At 55.9% G+C, this 13,707-nt stretch carries 17 protein-coding genes and 1 pseudogene; 7 read left to right on the top strand and 11 right to left on the bottom strand.

Features of this window, described 5'->3' with window-relative positions:
• Positions 1-99: 99 nt before the first annotated feature.
• The 3 genes from ACIQAL_RS21120 to ACIQAL_RS21130 form a co-directional block, all read right to left on the bottom strand.
• A complete protein-coding gene (locus tag ACIQAL_RS21120; RefSeq protein ID WP_401149050.1) occupies positions 100-414 on the bottom strand; it encodes a DUF6021 family protein in 315 nt (104 codons plus the stop codon).
• 462 nt (positions 415-876) lie between these two features.
• On the bottom strand, positions 877-1,098 hold the full coding sequence (locus ACIQAL_RS21125; protein WP_401149051.1) for a PLD nuclease N-terminal domain-containing protein: 222 nt from the start codon (positions 1,096-1,098) through the stop codon (positions 877-879).
• A gap of 19 nt (positions 1,099-1,117) precedes the next feature.
• Positions 1,118-2,350: a zinc-dependent alcohol dehydrogenase gene (locus tag ACIQAL_RS21130; RefSeq protein WP_401149054.1), complete on the bottom strand. Its 1,233-nt coding sequence runs from the start codon at positions 2,348-2,350 to the stop codon at positions 1,118-1,120.
• A gap of 417 nt (positions 2,351-2,767) precedes the next feature.
• On the opposite strand from ACIQAL_RS21130, the gene ACIQAL_RS21135 reads away from it, so the two are divergent.
• Positions 2,768-3,421 carry a DUF72 domain-containing protein gene (locus ACIQAL_RS21135; protein WP_401149312.1) on the top strand — a complete coding sequence of 218 codons (654 nt, stop codon included), beginning with the start codon at positions 2,768-2,770 and terminating at the stop codon, positions 3,419-3,421.
• Positions 3,422-3,602: 181 nt separating this feature from the next.
• Here ACIQAL_RS21135 and ACIQAL_RS21140 read toward each other — a convergent pair whose 3' ends face one another.
• A complete protein-coding gene (locus ACIQAL_RS21140; RefSeq protein WP_401149315.1) occupies positions 3,603-4,118 on the bottom strand; it encodes a DUF4142 domain-containing protein in 516 nt (171 codons plus the stop codon).
• 507 nt (positions 4,119-4,625) lie between these two features.
• Here ACIQAL_RS21140 and ACIQAL_RS21145 point away from each other — a divergent pair.
• The gene (locus tag ACIQAL_RS21145) at positions 4,626-5,528 is read left to right on the top strand and encodes a manganese catalase family protein (protein ID WP_166596284.1); all 903 of its coding nucleotides are present in this window, start codon (positions 4,626-4,628) and stop codon (positions 5,526-5,528) included.
• Between the two features lie 67 nt (positions 5,529-5,595).
• On the top strand, positions 5,596-5,772 hold the full coding sequence (locus tag ACIQAL_RS21150) for a hypothetical protein (protein WP_401149057.1): 177 nt from the start codon (positions 5,596-5,598) through the stop codon (positions 5,770-5,772).
• A gap of 141 nt (positions 5,773-5,913) precedes the next feature.
• Here the strand turns inward: ACIQAL_RS21150 and ACIQAL_RS21155 are convergent, their stop codons facing one another.
• Both ACIQAL_RS21155 and ACIQAL_RS21160 read right to left on the bottom strand, forming a co-directional pair.
• Complete coding sequence (locus ACIQAL_RS21155; protein ID WP_401149059.1) at positions 5,914-6,213, bottom strand: RcnB family protein; 300 nt, start codon at positions 6,211-6,213, stop codon at positions 5,914-5,916.
• 91 nt (positions 6,214-6,304) lie between these two features.
• Entirely contained in the window at positions 6,305-6,445 is a 141-nt protein-coding gene (locus tag ACIQAL_RS21160; RefSeq protein WP_401149062.1) for a hypothetical protein, read from the bottom strand.
• 247 nt (positions 6,446-6,692) lie between these two features.
• On the opposite strand from ACIQAL_RS21160, the gene ACIQAL_RS21165 reads away from it, so the two are divergent.
• Positions 6,693-7,799: a Gfo/Idh/MocA family protein gene (locus tag ACIQAL_RS21165; protein ID WP_401149064.1), complete on the top strand. Its 1,107-nt coding sequence runs from the start codon at positions 6,693-6,695 to the stop codon at positions 7,797-7,799.
• A 490-nt stretch (positions 7,800-8,289) separates the two neighbouring features.
• On the opposite strand, the gene ACIQAL_RS21170 is transcribed toward ACIQAL_RS21165, so the two are convergent.
• The 4 genes from ACIQAL_RS21170 to ACIQAL_RS21185 are packed head-to-tail and all read right to left on the bottom strand — an operon-like array spanning position 8,290 to position 11,309.
• The gene (locus tag ACIQAL_RS21170; protein WP_401149067.1) at positions 8,290-8,583 is read right to left on the bottom strand and encodes a hypothetical protein; all 294 of its coding nucleotides are present in this window, start codon (positions 8,581-8,583) and stop codon (positions 8,290-8,292) included.
• A gap of 39 nt (positions 8,584-8,622) precedes the next feature.
• Positions 8,623-9,207: a TIGR00730 family Rossman fold protein gene (locus ACIQAL_RS21175; protein WP_401149069.1), complete on the bottom strand. Its 585-nt coding sequence runs from the start codon at positions 9,205-9,207 to the stop codon at positions 8,623-8,625.
• 58 nt (positions 9,208-9,265) lie between these two features.
• Positions 9,266-10,684: a PLP-dependent aminotransferase family protein gene (locus tag ACIQAL_RS21180; protein ID WP_401149072.1), complete on the bottom strand. Its 1,419-nt coding sequence runs from the start codon at positions 10,682-10,684 to the stop codon at positions 9,266-9,268.
• Positions 10,685-10,694: 10 nt separating this feature from the next.
• Positions 10,695-11,309, bottom strand: a complete 615-nt coding sequence (locus ACIQAL_RS21185; RefSeq protein ID WP_401149075.1) for an FMN-dependent NADH-azoreductase — start codon at positions 11,307-11,309, stop codon at positions 10,695-10,697.
• 214 nt (positions 11,310-11,523) lie between these two features.
• Here ACIQAL_RS21185 and ACIQAL_RS21190 point away from each other — a divergent pair, with 214 nt between their 5' ends.
• Positions 11,524-11,970, top strand: a complete 447-nt coding sequence (locus ACIQAL_RS21190; protein ID WP_401149078.1) for a carboxymuconolactone decarboxylase family protein — start codon at positions 11,524-11,526, stop codon at positions 11,968-11,970.
• 76 nt (positions 11,971-12,046) lie between these two features.
• On the top strand, positions 12,047-12,367 hold the full coding sequence (locus ACIQAL_RS21195; protein ID WP_401149080.1) for a DMT family transporter: 321 nt from the start codon (positions 12,047-12,049) through the stop codon (positions 12,365-12,367).
• Positions 12,368-12,564: 197 nt separating this feature from the next.
• Here ACIQAL_RS21195 and ACIQAL_RS21200 read toward each other — a convergent pair.
• Positions 12,565-12,732: pseudogene (locus tag ACIQAL_RS21200) on the bottom strand (helix-turn-helix domain-containing protein); the annotation flags it as partial.
• Positions 12,733-13,071: 339 nt separating this feature from the next.
• On the opposite strand from ACIQAL_RS21200, the gene ACIQAL_RS21205 reads away from it, so the two are divergent.
• A complete protein-coding gene (locus tag ACIQAL_RS21205; RefSeq protein WP_401149082.1) occupies positions 13,072-13,602 on the top strand; it encodes a cytochrome b in 531 nt (176 codons plus the stop codon).
• Positions 13,603-13,707 lie beyond the last annotated feature (105 nt).

Consider the following 13,707-nt stretch of genomic DNA (forward strand, 5'->3'; position numbering starts at 1 on the left):
GACCACCAGAAAATTTGCCCTGATGGAAAAGCTGGCTCGAACTGAAGGGCTGATGGTCGATTGAGAAATGGCCCATCAGCCATGAGGGCATTCACAGGGTCATGGAGCAGGGTCGTTACTCGTACGCGCGGGGTGTGGCGGATCAATCTGGGGGTCGGACACGTCAGGTGAGTCGGGGTCGAAGCCCAGATCCTGAGCGTCTGTCGCACCACCGTTCCCACGATTAGTCTGGGCATCCTGATCTGAGCCGGGATTTCCCGGTGGGGGATTCCAGTCCGCTGGCCGTTCCTGCGAATCCCGTTTCGGCTCTGAAGTGGTTTTTTCCAGGCCCGAGTCATGACCTTCCCCGGTATCAGGCGCTTTTTCATCTGGGCCGGGATACGCAGCGGCTGGCCCGTTGTTATCAACTGACATGGCAATTCTCCGTTCTAAACGCAGTTCATCCGCGTATAGAGTTCAGAGGCAGAGTGCGTGGCAGAAGTGCTCTGGTAGCGACGAGCGGGGCTCGATGGGTGTCATCACTGGAACGTCAAAGTAAAGCGAGCCTTATGACAGAGGCGCGACCTCGCAATGTGTCTGGGCGCTCGAAAATGACCAAACCCGAGTTAATCCAGGCGCTCCGGAAAAAATGACGCTTTGGTCGGCGCAAGCGTTCTAACGAGGTGGGCACAGGCCCGCCTCGCGATGGGGCCATACGTTGTTAGATGAGACGGGTAATGGCCCTCACCAGGTTCTGTATCCACACGAACAGCATCGATGACAAAAATTGGGTCCCGTGCATTCCCAAGGAAGACAAGGCCTGATGTTCATGCTGAATTTGATTCAAGTCAGTAGGGCTGTCCGCTGAGATTGATCCTCAGCGGACGCCATAGCGAATCACCCTTTGCTGTGTTCTTTGGAGGTCGGAGGCTGCGCGACGCCTCGTGGACCCGCAATGCCCCATATCGCCAACCCAATCACCGGTAGTGCGACGATCACGACCGCCCAGCCCATTTTTGTGCTCGACGATTTGGTCGTACGCCAGACGCTTGCGATTGCCCAGAGGTCAACCAGCAACACGATCACGCCCATGGCGACCCACAGTAATGTTGGTTCCATATCACACCTCCGATGCCGATCAGACGGCGGGAACAGTTGTTGATGGAGCAGCGGTTTCAAGTTCCGGCACCACGATGTCGTTTCCGCCAGGCGTCAGAATGACTTTGCGGCAGTCTTCCTGCTTCTTGTCGAAAATCTTGTAGCCTTCAGCGGCCTGCTCCAATGACATTCGGTGAGTGATGATCGCCTCAGGCGCGATGTGTCCCAGTTCGATATGCTCAAGCAGCTCTGGCAGAAAACGCTGAACATGGGTCTGCCCCATCTTGAATGTCAGCCCCTTATCGAACGCATCCCCAAACAGGAACCCGTGAATGAAGCCGGAGTAGACGCCCGGCACGCTGACGGTGCCTCCGCGCCTGACTGCCGCGATACATTGGCGTAGCGCCTTGCCGCTGCTGCCTTCGAGTTTCAGGGTGGCAAGTATGGTTTCAGTGGTGCTGCCTTTGGCTTCAAAGCCGACGGCGTCGACCACGCCATCGACTCCGCGCATGCCTGGGGTTTGCCGGATGATGGTGTCAGCCGGGTCGTCGTCTTCATCGAAATTGACCGGGATCACGTTGTAAGTCTGCTGCGCGTAAGCAAGCCGGTAGGCGTGATGGTCGACCATGAAGATGCGCTCGGCGCCCAGCATGCGGGCAACCGCTGCGCAAAGGAGCCCGACGGGGCCAGCGCCATAGATGGCGATGCTGGAGCCTTGGCCGATGCCGGTGTTGGTGACCGCCTGATACGCAGTGGGCAGGATGTCCGAGAGGAACAGAACCTTCTCATCCGCCAATGTGCCCGGAACCTTGAACGGCCCGGTGTTGGCTTTCGGCACGCGTACATACTCCGCCTGGCCCCCGGGAATCCCTCCGTACATATGGCTGAAGCCAAACAGCGCCGCGCCCGGCGGGATGGCTTTCTTGTTGATGATCGCGCCACGACCGGTATTAGTCGTTTCACAGGCCGCGAACAGATCCAGCTGGCAAAAGAAGCAGTCTCCGCAGGCAATAACAAACGGAATTACAACGCGATCCCCCGGCTGGACGGCAGTCACGCCTGAGCCTGTCTCTTCGACGATGCCCATGAATTCATGGCCGAAGATATCGCCGTGCTCCACGGTCGGTATCTTGCCGCGATACAGGTGCAGGTCGGAACCGCAGATCGCCGTGGCGGTGACCCGCAGGATGATGTCATCTGGCGCCTCGATGATCGGGTCGGGGACAGTGTCTACCTTGACGTCATGGGCACCGTGATAGGTGAGCGCTCGCATTGTGTTTTCTCCGCTGTTTAGTGTGGCCTCTAAAGAGCGGAGCTATAGCGCGTCGGTTAAGTTCACGCTTTCGGATAACCGAGACCTTGTGAGAAAAATCAGCTGGCTATGAAACCCTTCGTTCAAGACTGTTCGTCGGTTCAAATGAATATAACGAGAACAGCTCAGCCGAAGGTCGGTCAAGGATTTGGTGGGCCTCATAGGACGAGCACGCAAGGTTCTTGAGGCCGGCAAAGACCGATCCGAGTTTGAGTCCGGGCTCAACGAATTCGAAGTCATTGGCCCCACGACGGTTGAGATCTTTATGCGTGACGCGCGACAGGTACTGTTCTGAAAACCGCAGACATTTACGTAGGGTGCGCTGGCTGGAAGCTCGCACGGGAATTCGCCCCTGAGTTTGAAGGCGAAGGTACGCATCTGGAACGTTATGCATTACGGTTGGGCGCTGCAGAAATCAACAGCTCCTTCTACCGCCCACACAGGCCTGCAACCTACGTGAAGTGGGCATCATCCGTAGGCAGCGATTTCCGCTTCTCAGTGAAAATCCCTAAGTCGATCAGCCATGAGAACCGGCTCGTGGACTGCTCGGAGCTGCTTGATAAATTCTTGTTGGAGATCGCTGCACTGGGTAGCGCGCTCGGCTGCCTCCTGATCCAGCTCCCACCTTCACTCTCATTCGACGCCCGAGTCGCAGGCCGTTTCTTCGACTCATTGAGAGCTCGCTTTTCCGGGTATGTAGTGATCGAGCCGCGTCATGAGTCCTGGGTGAACGCCCATCAGTTACTGGTCGAGCAACACATAGGACAAGTGGCGGCTGATCCTGCCAGATTGAGTAATGGTGCGCAGCCTGGTGGTTGGCCGGGAGTTCGCTATTGGCGCCTGCACGGGGCACCTAGAATTTACTACAGCGCTTATGAGACGCCTTGGCTTGAAGATCTTGCGAAGAGGATTGAGGCGATGGCGGAGGACGTGCCGACCTGGTGTATTTTCGACAATACTGCTCGCGATGCCGCACTTGGCAACGCGCTGCTCATGCAGCGGTTGTTGAAGATCGGTGGCCGCAATGAGTAAGAACCGGAGAGGTTGTCGCGAGCATCCACCATGATTGTTGAGCCTCAGGTGCCGAGGCAGCGCATCGAAGCTCCTCCCTTGGTGACCTGACTAACCAAGTCGATCCAAGCAGTGAGCATGGCAAAATCATTTTTCTACGTTGAGGAAATGCGCCGTGCTTTAGAGGGCGGCGCATCTGGTCTCAGTTCGCGGCATCACCACCATGAGCCTTTGCCAAGGCCTTGGCATGCTCCAGATGGGCTTTCAACTTCGGTAGGGTCTCGGTGGCGAAGGCTTTCAGATCTGCATCCTTGCCGTTGGAAGATTCCTCCTCGAACAGGGCAATCGTCGCTTCGTGGGCCTTAACCTGGTTATTGGCATAAGCCTGATCGAACGACTTGGCGCTACGCAGTTCCAGGATCATCGCCTTTGCTTTGTCAACCAGCTCGGCACTGTCAGAGACCTCAAGGTTTTTCTTGTCAGCAATGGACTTGAGCTTGGCGTTCGCGGCGGTATGGTCTTTGACCATCATGTCCGCGAAGCTTTTTACATCTGCAGCGCTTCCTTTCTCCTGTGCCAGCTTGCCAGCCTCCACTTCAGCCACGCCTTTGGCGGAAGCATCTTCCACAAAATCATCGTTGTCCTGCGCCGCGAAGGCGCCTTGCGTGCTCAATCCGATTAGCAGAGTCAGTGCGCAGGTATTCAGTATGTTCGCCATTTTTATTTTCCTCACCATTACATGTACATGATGGGCATGAGCGCCCATGCGCTTGTGAGTGATGACCATCACGAACGTTCACCCTATTTCGTAAGTGGTGAGTTTATAGGGCATTTCTAACCACTGGTCGGTAATGCCTTTAGTTTCCAGAACGTCCGTCGTTTGTGTCAGGTCGATTAATTAACAGGGCGCAAAATTCATCGCGGCGCCTTAATGATCATAAATAGAGTACCACCCGCAACTGAGCACTTTGTAACTTACTGAACTATCCAATCAGATTGACAGTGATTAAGTGAATAGCTGTTTATTTGGATTTATATTGATAGTGAGGTGCAGAGTTTACCGCCGCTGGTCGATAGAGACTGTTATTTCGATGGAGTGCTAATGGGGATGTGAGTCCTCGTTATGCGTTGTAAGCGTTGCCCGATGTAGATTTACAAAAAAAACCGTGAGCGATTTTGAATCGAAGATCTTTTTCGCTAAAAAGCTATGGATGGGAGAAATACCATGTTCTTACATAACAAACGACTTCAATATACGGTACGTGTTGCTGAACCTAACCCTGGTTTGGCCAACCTGCTGCTGGAGCAATTTGGCGGCGCTCAGGGCGAATTGGCCGCTGCGGCGCGATATTTCACACAGGCGTTGGCGGAAGAAGATCCAGGCCGTAAGGATCTGTTGCTGGACATCGCCACTGAAGAGCTCAGTCACCTTGAAATCATCGGCTCCATTATTGTGATGCTGAACAAGGGCGGCAAAGGCAAGCTGGCCGAGGGCGTCCAGGCTGAGGGTGAGCTCTACCGGGATATCAATGGTGCTGGCAACGACTCGCACATCACCAGCCTGCTGTACGGTGGAGGCGCGCCGCTGGTGAACTCCGCAGGGGTGCCCTGGACAGCGGCGTACATCGATACCATCGGTGAACCCACCGCAGACTTTCGCTCCAACATCGCAGCCGAGGCGCGGGCGAAGATCGTCTATGAACGATTGATCAACGTCACCACCGATCCGGGCATCAAAGAAGCGCTGGGCTTTTTGATGACGCGGGAAATCGCCCACCAGCTGTCGTTCGAAAAAGCGCTGCATTCGATTCAGCCGAACTTTCCGCAGGGCAAGCTCCCCGGCATGCCTGAATTCAGCCGCACCTACTTCAGCATGTCCAACGGCGAGCCGAATGTGCGCGGGCCCTGGAACAGCGATGCGGAATTCGAGTATGTCGAGAACCCCCATCCAGCGGTCGATGGTGGGGATGGCACGGCGACGGTTGAGCTCAGTGAAGATGATTCGGTGACCCTGACCATGCTCAAGGAGCGTACCAAGTCCAATCTCGCGTCTGACCCTGTAACAGGTGCAGATCTGGGTTCTGGCTTGGGTCAGGGATCTGAGAAAGATATCGACCCAGCGCTATAAGCGCTGAAAAGACGGCAGCAGCAGTGGTTGCTGCCGGCCTCTTGACTGCTTCGATCAGGAAAAAATCATGGCCATTGAATCTGGAAGTTCATCCATCAAAGCTCAAGGTGTAGAAGCGCTCATATCCAGCGAGTTGGGTCGCTGCGCCCGCAGTTTTGAATCTCAGGCCAACGCCAGTGTGCGTGGCTTGCACACCGCTTTATCTGTTCACCGCTTCAAACGAGGATTGCCTGGCCGGTCGTAGCCTGAGCCAAGCGTTTTTGCCCGTGTCATGCACGGGCTTTTTTTGCTGAGCGAGCCTCATTGTAAAACGCTGCAAGTCCGCCCACCCAGCTCAGTCGCCACACGAAGACGCGTTAGAAACGCGTGCTTGCGTACCATCTCTTCATCTGTCCACCATCTCCTTGATGGTGCCCGTAGGGACACTGATCAACGCATATTTGCCTTTGATCTGCACCCATTGCTCGTGTTCGGATGGCGCTTTCAGGTGCCGGCTTTTCCAGTCTTTGACCTCCATACTTTCACGCTGGTACTCATCGGGCACGGGATCGCCAACTTTGTATTCCCTATCCCCGGTTCCAGGACGATTCAGCGTAACGCTAGGATCATCATCCGCGTAAGAAACGCTCGAAACTGCGCAAAACAGGGTGAGAGCCAAAGCAGCGAAGGGTCGTTTGGACGGCATAAGTGATTCCTTTGGTGAGTACATTCTGAAGAGGTAAGCGCTGAGTGTCCGTGCTCCCACACTGAAAGTGAGCGACAGGACATATCAGGGGTTAGCGGTACAGAGTTGAGGCGGTCTCTACCATCAACAGGGTCACGCCGACGCAGAAAATCACCATTCCCAACATAAGCCTTGGGCGGGAAATGAAGCTGGCCACAGCTCTGGAATTTTTAAAGTCATCCATGGTTTGCATGATGTGTGCTCCACCTGATCGGATGCAGGAATACTCGAACGTAGTCAGGAAGTCCTGGTGTTCAGTCAGTCAATAAAGTTGATCGACTCAGCGCGGTATCGTTCCGAGCAAAAGATCACCGGATCACCTTCGGTCGTCCGCAATTTTTGAAGGAAGCTCCCGGCTGACCGCTGACAAAAATGGAACCTTGCCGCGCCAGACTTGCCCACTCCCTGTGTGATCAGTTGAGACTCGACAGGAGAATGTGATGCCCAGCTCAGATGGAAAGATCCGGTATGCCGTGGTGGCCGGCGGTTCAATTTCTCAAGGTGCTTTCATGCCGGGTGTTGGCCAGACGGATAACTCAGTGATGACAGCCTTGGTCACGGGGGATTCGGTCAAAGCACAGGATCTGGCATCGATCTATGGCCTGAAGTCTTATTCGTATGAAGAGTATCCCGAGCTTCTGGCTTCCGGTGAAATCGACGCTGTCTACGTCGCGACTCCGAATTTCCTGCATACCCAATATGTGATCCCTGCGCTTAACGCCGGCATCCATGTTCTTTTGGAAAAGCCCATGGCTTCAACCGAAGCCGATTGCCTGGAGATACTCGCCGCAGCGAGCCGTTCCAATGCCAAATTGATGGTCGCCTATCGCCTGCATACCGAGCCTGGCACGCTTGAAATGATTGAGCGGGTGCGGAAGGGAGAGTTCGGTGAGCCCCGGTTATTCACCTCCACTTTTACGCAGATTGTTAAGGTCACCAATCACCGCTCGCAAAACGGCTTTGCCGCCGGGCCGGTCTTGGATATGGGGCCGTATCCGCTAAATATGGTGCGTCAGCTCTTCAATTCAGAACCCATTGAGGTAATGGCCCTGGGAGCGAATACCCCAGGTTCAGTGTTGGACTCATGGGACACTGTGACGGTCTCGCTACGATTCCCGGAAGACCGGCTTGCACATTTCACGGTGAGCTACAGCCTTCCCGACACTGAGCGATTTCAACTGGTGTGCACCAACGGCGAGATCGAAGCATCGCCGTGCTTCGGCTACGGGGAGGGGGTTGCGATAAGCTATCGAGCTACCCTAGACGGTAAAACTCAAGAGCACGTACATCCTGTGGTCGACCAGTTCGCAGGGGAGACTGCGTACTTCTCCAGCTGCATTCTCAATGATCAGGCACCTGAACCTGACGGTGAAGAAGGATGGCGGGATGTCAGAGTCGCGATGGCCATCGAGCGGGCTCTCAAAACAGGGCAGCGGCAGGGTCTGGAGCCTCTGGCTGCCCGTCGTCCGCCCTCCGTCACGCAGTGCAGAAAACTTGCTTTGGCTAACGTACCGCCGTTTGTAAACACTGAGTCGCCTACTGAGTGAAGGCGTGATCGATGTGCACGTTAAGCTGCTTGGCCGACAATCTCTCTACCAAATACCCATCCTGATGTAACGCATTCAGTCCCGACTCAGGCACGTCTCCCGACGTGCTTTGAGGCTTGGCGATCTCTCAGCTCGCAGTTTGAAACATGTGCTTGGGTCTTGAGATGGCGTCGCGTGTGCCGATACAGACGGAGTCGGCCAGGACCTAATCGTCGGCAGGTTTTTCCAACATGCCCACATTTATCAATGCCTCCAGTGGCATCAGGCTCTAATGTGTATCCCACCCCCATGAGTACCATCTCGGCCTTGCTGGGACTTTGCATAGTCGTCAAGGTTTTGAAGCACATACACCGTCTTGATGTAATCCGGGACCACCTGAAAGCCGTAGTGATCGTTGTTTACGCTTGCCGTTCGGAGAAAGGCGATACGTGCCGCGAAATAATCAAGTGCATTCATCTTTAAGTTTGGCGCACTCGGATTGCCCACTGAGTCAAGGTCGGTGCCTGCAGAGATGAGCAAGTTGGCGGTCGTTTTGTCGATCAGCCCCAAGGCAAAGATTTTTGCTCACGAGCCCCATTTCTGACGGTGTGATTGAGGTCATGTCGAACGCTGAAAAACTGGTTCCCAGTCCGGCTTTTTCGAGTGCTTCCGTGTCCAGAACGCCTTTGTTTTCTCCCATTTCCTGCAGCACTTGATTGGTTAAATAAGCGCTGAGTTTCGGGGGCGCATTCTTTTCATTACGAATAATGACCGCATTGAGCTGCGGTCCTACTGACATATTCATCTGGCGATCCCATAACTGATCAGTGAGCTGCCGGTTCTTTTAAGGTTGGGGAGCAATCCACTTGCCCGTGACCGGCGGTTGCCAGTGAAGGAGGGCATCAAGGAGTTCCGCGGCCCCCTCATCGAAGAGGAGCATGTCGCGATGCTCGATTTTCATGAAGCCTTCATCCACCGCGTGGTCCAGTAGGTGTCGGACGGGCTCGAAAAACCGATTGATGTTGAGGCAACCCACGCCTTTGCGGTGCTCTCCCAGCTGCGTCAGGGTCGCCACCTCGAACAATTCCTCGAAAGTGCCCAGACCTCCCGGTAGCGCGATAAAAGCATCAGCGTATTCGCTCATGCGTGCTTTTCGACTGCGCATATCCGGTGTCACTTCGTGATGCGTCAGACCTGTATGCAGATGACCCAAATCGTGGAGCAGGTGAGTAATAATCCCAATCACCTCACCACCCTCGGCGAGTACACTGTCAGCGACCACACCCATCAGTCCTTTGTCGCTACCCCCGTAGATCAGGCGCAGCCCTCGGCGGGCTATTTCTCGCCCCAATGCCTGGGCGCCTTTGGTATAGGCCGGATGAAAGCCAAAGTTAGAGCCAGAAAAAACTGCAATGTTCTGGAAGCTCATATCTACCCTCGCGATAAATGCAACCCGCGCTCTACTCGCGCAGATAAAGAAGTCAACGTCACAAAAACTGCAGTATTCGCCTCCCTAGAAGTTCCGCGTCTTGCTCCGTCGGGATGTTCGCGAAACCCAGCAAAAGACCCGGACTGCCGTTATGTTCGATATGCCAGTCGCTCATGGCTTCCGCGTAGATGCCAGCATTATTCAGTTGCTCCGCGAGCGCCGAGTCATCCCGGTGTTCGGGCAGACGCAGAATCAGGTGCATGCCGCCCGGCTGCTGATCGATATTCACATGAGGGTCGAGAGCCCTGCGCAAGCCTTCAATCGTGGCTCTGCGGCGTTCGCTGTACAAACTGCGCATGCGCTGGATATGTCGCGAGAAGTGTCCTTCGCTCATGAACGTCGCGACGATGGCTTGAGTCAGTTCAGGGCAGCTCCCGAGAAAGACCTCGCCAATGTGTTCGAATCGTTTGACTTGGGTATCTGGCACAACCAGATAGCCGATACGGATGCCCGGAAACAGAACCTTGCTGAATGTGCCCGCATAGATCACGCGCCCTCCACGGTCCAGACTCTTGAGTGCCGGCAGCGGTCGGCTGACATAACGATATTCGCCGTCGTAGTCATCCTCGATGATCCACGCCTGTGTACGATTGGCCCATTCCAGTAAGGCCATGCGCCTTGGCAACGAGAGCGATATACACAGTGGGCTTTGATGCGCGGGAGTGACCACCGCAGCCCGTGCACCCGCCGCAAGTTGCGAGACCTGCGCGACCTGCAGACCTTCGCCATCAACTTGAACGGGCACGCTTTGCATACCCAGATGCTTCAAAAGTTGGCGCGTCGGGACATAGCCTGGGTCCTCGATAATGACTCGGTCACCCGGTTCGAGGAGCGCGTGGGCAATCAACGTCATCGCATTTCGATAGCCAGAGGTGATGAACACTTGGTCGGGCGTGCAATGGATTCCACGCGCCACTTGCAGATAGCGGGCAATTTCCATGCGCAGTGAAGGCAATCCGTACAACGACGGATTCGCCATGTCCTGTACACGGGTAGCGCGTACGCAACGCGCGCTCAGTTGCGCCCAAAGCTTACGAGGAAACGCGTCCAGTGCTGGCAGTGCCATCTGGAATGGCAGTACTGTCGGCGTATTCCTGATCGTTGATAATTCGCCGAGCGTCGCCTTGTGAGATACCACGCCGTCAAGTCCTGTCGGGTAGATGCCTTCGGCAACCACTGTGCCCGCCTGGCCGCGCGACTGCAGATAACCTTCAGCGGTGAGTAATCCATAGGCGCTGTCCACCGTTCCCCTGGCCAAGCCCAATTCCTTTGCCAACGCCCGGACCGCTGGTACCCGCTCGCCCGGCTGTAACACTCCGTCGGCAATCGCTGCGCGCACACGCCAGTAGATCTGCCGATAAATGGGTTCGGTCGACGAAGGATCCAGTGGTGAGAAACGCTGGGCTGATTGGGTCATGATCGGGGTATCAGGCTGGGGTAGACGTAGAGAAATGTAGCTGCAGCGCTCTTTCTGCGCCGTTTCGGGCGTCGTTGAGCGCCTCTGGCCCCATGGCAGTACCTTCAGCGGTGAAGAAATGCAGGTCGTGCAGACCGATCATGTTCAGCACTGAGCGCAAGTAAGGCCTCAGGAAATCCGGCTGGCGTGCCCGCTCCCCGGAAAAGTGTCCTCCCGCCGCGATGGCAATAAACACTGGCCGGTCAGTCAATAACCCGCTCTTTCCGTTGGGCCCGATATTGAAGGTGCGACGGACGCGGGCAATATGATCAATCCAGGCTTTGAGTGCCGAGGGCAGGGAAAAATTATGCATAGGCGTGCTGATCACCAGCATGTCGGCCTGCTCAAGTTCTTTGATCAGGGCATCGGATAGGGCTGTCGACCCTTCTGCCGCCACGTCACTGGAGGCTTGTTGGGACGCTGCATAATGGGCGTCAACGTGAGGAATGGTATTGCCGCCTATCAATCGGGTAATGACCCGTGCTGCCGGATGGTCTAGCAGTAATTGATCGAGAATGGCATGAGCCAACCTGGAGCTCTCCGATGCTGGGCCACGTGAGCTGCAACTGATATGCAAGATGTTCATCGTCGATTCGGACTCGTGGAGGAAGGAAGAGCACGTACTGTACGAAGTGCTCGACCCACTCTGAAGGTCCATGAATCGACATCCGCACTGGTCCATGAACAGGTAGATATCGATCATCATGGACTCATGTAAAAGACGTTTCTTGGCTCTTCTGAGCTGTGCCAAGTGAGTCCACGATGGGCCTCCCTAATTTGGCCCACGACGAGGATTCATGATGAGCGACCGTATCGATTACTCCCTGGCATCGCCCGAAGGTTACAAGGCATTCGGGGGCGTCTACGTCACGTTGCAGAAGTGCGGGTTGTCCGAAGAATTGATTGACCTTGTTTACCTGCGAGTGTCGCAGATCAATGGTTGCGCGTTCTGCATCGACATGCATTCCCGCGATCTGCAGAAGCTGGGTGTCAGCGCCGAAAAGCTGCTGCTGGTCCCGGTCTGGTCTGAGTCTGGCAAGTTGTTCAATCAGCGTGAGCGCGTGGCCCTCGCTTGGGCGGAGAGTGTGACGCGCGTCGCCGAAACGGGTGTGCCGGAAGCCGACTATCAGGCAGCCCTCGCCGAGTTTGGCGAAAAAGGTATTGCTGATCTGACCTATGCCATCGGGCTGATGAACGCCTTCAACCGTTTCGGTGTGTCGTTTCGGCGTCGACCGGCCAATGCCTGACCTAAACCGGGTTTAACCCTCTTCAACGATACGTTGGGCTCATCAGCCTGGCGTATCCGTCAACCGGTGATCGAATATGGCATGGGTACTATTGAGCCTTGCGGGGGTGCTGGAAATCGTGTTCGCGCTGAGCATGAAGCTGTCCGAAGGTTTCAGCCGAATCGGACCTACGTTGTTTACAATCGTCAGTGGATTGACGAGTGTGGTCTTGCTGTCGCTGGCGCTGCGCAGTTTACCGGTGGGCACTGGTTATGCAGTCTGGACTGGAATTGGCGCTGCCGGTACTGCCGTGTTTGGCATGCTGTTGCTTGGCGATAGCATGGCTCCGGCACGCGTTCTGTGCATCGTCCTGATTTTGGCTGGCGTCATTGGCCTGAAGCTCGTTTCTGCTGGATGAAGCAGATTTCTTCGCACTGCCTGTGATTTTCCGACACGCCCTGAGCCTCTAATGCCCCCGGCGTGTCGAGGTTCGTGGTCTGCGCGCTTGAGAACATCAGTTCCCGCTCAACTCCCCTCTATGGCTTTCACCAAGGTGCACTGGATCGACTAAGCGACTGGTCGCCCGAGTACCTGTACAAGCCTCCCGCACCCGGCTCAGATCATCACCGCAAAATGCGACCTGAACTGCTGTGGCGTCACCCCCAACCTGCGATTGAAGACGTTGCGCATAGGCTGGGCGTCGCGAAACCCGCACGGGGGAGCGATGGTCTTGAGCGGCACGCTGGTGCTCTGCAGGATCACCCGGGCTTCATCCACCCGCGCACAATACTGTCGCTGGGTAGCCCGAGTGCTCAACGCGCCTTACGATCCCCAGATCATCAGTCAGGGGCAAGTGTCGTCGACTTCAGCAGCCATCGCCCTTGAGCAATGTCCGATATTTAAACGCGCATTTAGCGCGCAACGGCGCCCATGATAGTGAAGCTCAGGCCGGAGTTGTCCACGAAGGTTCGCTTCAACCACTTCGAGGTGTGGTACGCCTTGTAGGAAGGGCAGGCCATTTATCTGATACATATGAGCAATTGTGGTGTCCGAGTCCGGTCAGAAAAGCACCCGTGAGCTAACCTTCAGCCCTCCTGCCACCCCGAACGTCGAGATTTTTTCATGGACCGATACACCGGTGTCGCTCAGGCCCTGCACTGGCTGACTGTTGCGGCCTTATGTTTCCTGCTGCCGTTTGTCTGGGTTGCGGAGAATTTCCCGCCGGGGCCGGTGCGGGTGTTCTGGTACATGGCCCATGAGTCGATGGGCATCAGCGTGTTTCTCATGGTGTTGATTCGCCTGACCTGGCGTTGGCGGCATCGCGCGCCGGTTTATCCCGATGACATCCATCGGGTCACCCGGATGCTCGCGGGGCTCACCCACGGTTTGCTGTACGTCGTGTTATTGATCATGCCGGTCACGGGTTATCTGATGGCGGGCAACGGTCAGGATGTGCCGTTTTTCCGAATCCTTTCGCTGCCCGGGTTTGCCCACAACGAGCCATTGGGCAAGTTCGGCGACACGGTGCATGTGTGGTGTCAGTTCGCGGTCTATGGGCTGATTATCCTGCACGTGGCCGGGACGGTCTGGCATGTCGCGGTGCGCCGGGATGGTCTTCTGGATCGGATGCTGCCGCCTCAGCGTCGCCCCTGACGCCCACCGTTTTAGCCGGGGCTGCGGGCGTCGCGGATCACGCACTGGTCCCATGCAGCATTCCCGTGGAACCAATCCCGTTCTGCGTCGCCTGAATCAATAATC

Source organism: Pseudomonas sp. NPDC088368, assembly GCF_044753445.1.
In the GTDB taxonomy this organism is placed as follows: domain Bacteria; phylum Pseudomonadota; class Gammaproteobacteria; order Pseudomonadales; family Pseudomonadaceae; genus Aquipseudomonas; species Aquipseudomonas bambusae.

Excerpts from the sequence above, each read along its gene's own strand:
- ACIQAL_RS21120 (WP_401149050.1), bottom strand. The coding sequence starts at position 414 with ATGTCAGTTGATAACAACGGGCCAGCCGCTGCGTATCCCGGCCCAGAT.
- ACIQAL_RS21125 (WP_401149051.1), bottom strand. The coding sequence starts at position 1,098 with ATGGAACCAACATTACTGTGGGTCGCCATGGGCGTGATCGTGTTGCTG.
- ACIQAL_RS21130 (WP_401149054.1), bottom strand. The coding sequence starts at position 2,350 with ATGCGAGCGCTCACCTATCACGGTGCCCATGACGTCAAGGTAGACACT.
- ACIQAL_RS21140 (WP_401149315.1), bottom strand. The coding sequence starts at position 4,118 with ATGGCGAACATACTGAATACCTGCGCACTGACTCTGCTAATCGGATTG.
- ACIQAL_RS21145 (WP_166596284.1), top strand. The coding sequence starts at position 4,626 with ATGTTCTTACATAACAAACGACTTCAATATACGGTACGTGTTGCTGAA.
- ACIQAL_RS21150 (WP_401149057.1), top strand. The coding sequence starts at position 5,596 with ATGGCCATTGAATCTGGAAGTTCATCCATCAAAGCTCAAGGTGTAGAA.
- ACIQAL_RS21155 (WP_401149059.1), bottom strand. The coding sequence starts at position 6,213 with ATGCCGTCCAAACGACCCTTCGCTGCTTTGGCTCTCACCCTGTTTTGC.
- ACIQAL_RS21160 (WP_401149062.1), bottom strand. The coding sequence starts at position 6,445 with ATGCAAACCATGGATGACTTTAAAAATTCCAGAGCTGTGGCCAGCTTC.
- ACIQAL_RS21165 (WP_401149064.1), top strand. The coding sequence starts at position 6,693 with ATGCCCAGCTCAGATGGAAAGATCCGGTATGCCGTGGTGGCCGGCGGT.
- ACIQAL_RS21170 (WP_401149067.1), bottom strand. The coding sequence starts at position 8,583 with ATGAATATGTCAGTAGGACCGCAGCTCAATGCGGTCATTATTCGTAAT.
- ACIQAL_RS21175 (WP_401149069.1), bottom strand. The coding sequence starts at position 9,207 with ATGAGCTTCCAGAACATTGCAGTTTTTTCTGGCTCTAACTTTGGCTTT.
- ACIQAL_RS21180 (WP_401149072.1), bottom strand. The coding sequence starts at position 10,684 with ATGACCCAATCAGCCCAGCGTTTCTCACCACTGGATCCTTCGTCGACC.
- ACIQAL_RS21185 (WP_401149075.1), bottom strand. The coding sequence starts at position 11,309 with ATGAACATCTTGCATATCAGTTGCAGCTCACGTGGCCCAGCATCGGAG.
- ACIQAL_RS21190 (WP_401149078.1), top strand. The coding sequence starts at position 11,524 with ATGAGCGACCGTATCGATTACTCCCTGGCATCGCCCGAAGGTTACAAG.
- ACIQAL_RS21195 (WP_401149080.1), top strand. The coding sequence starts at position 12,047 with ATGGCATGGGTACTATTGAGCCTTGCGGGGGTGCTGGAAATCGTGTTC.
- ACIQAL_RS21205 (WP_401149082.1), top strand. The coding sequence starts at position 13,072 with ATGGACCGATACACCGGTGTCGCTCAGGCCCTGCACTGGCTGACTGTT.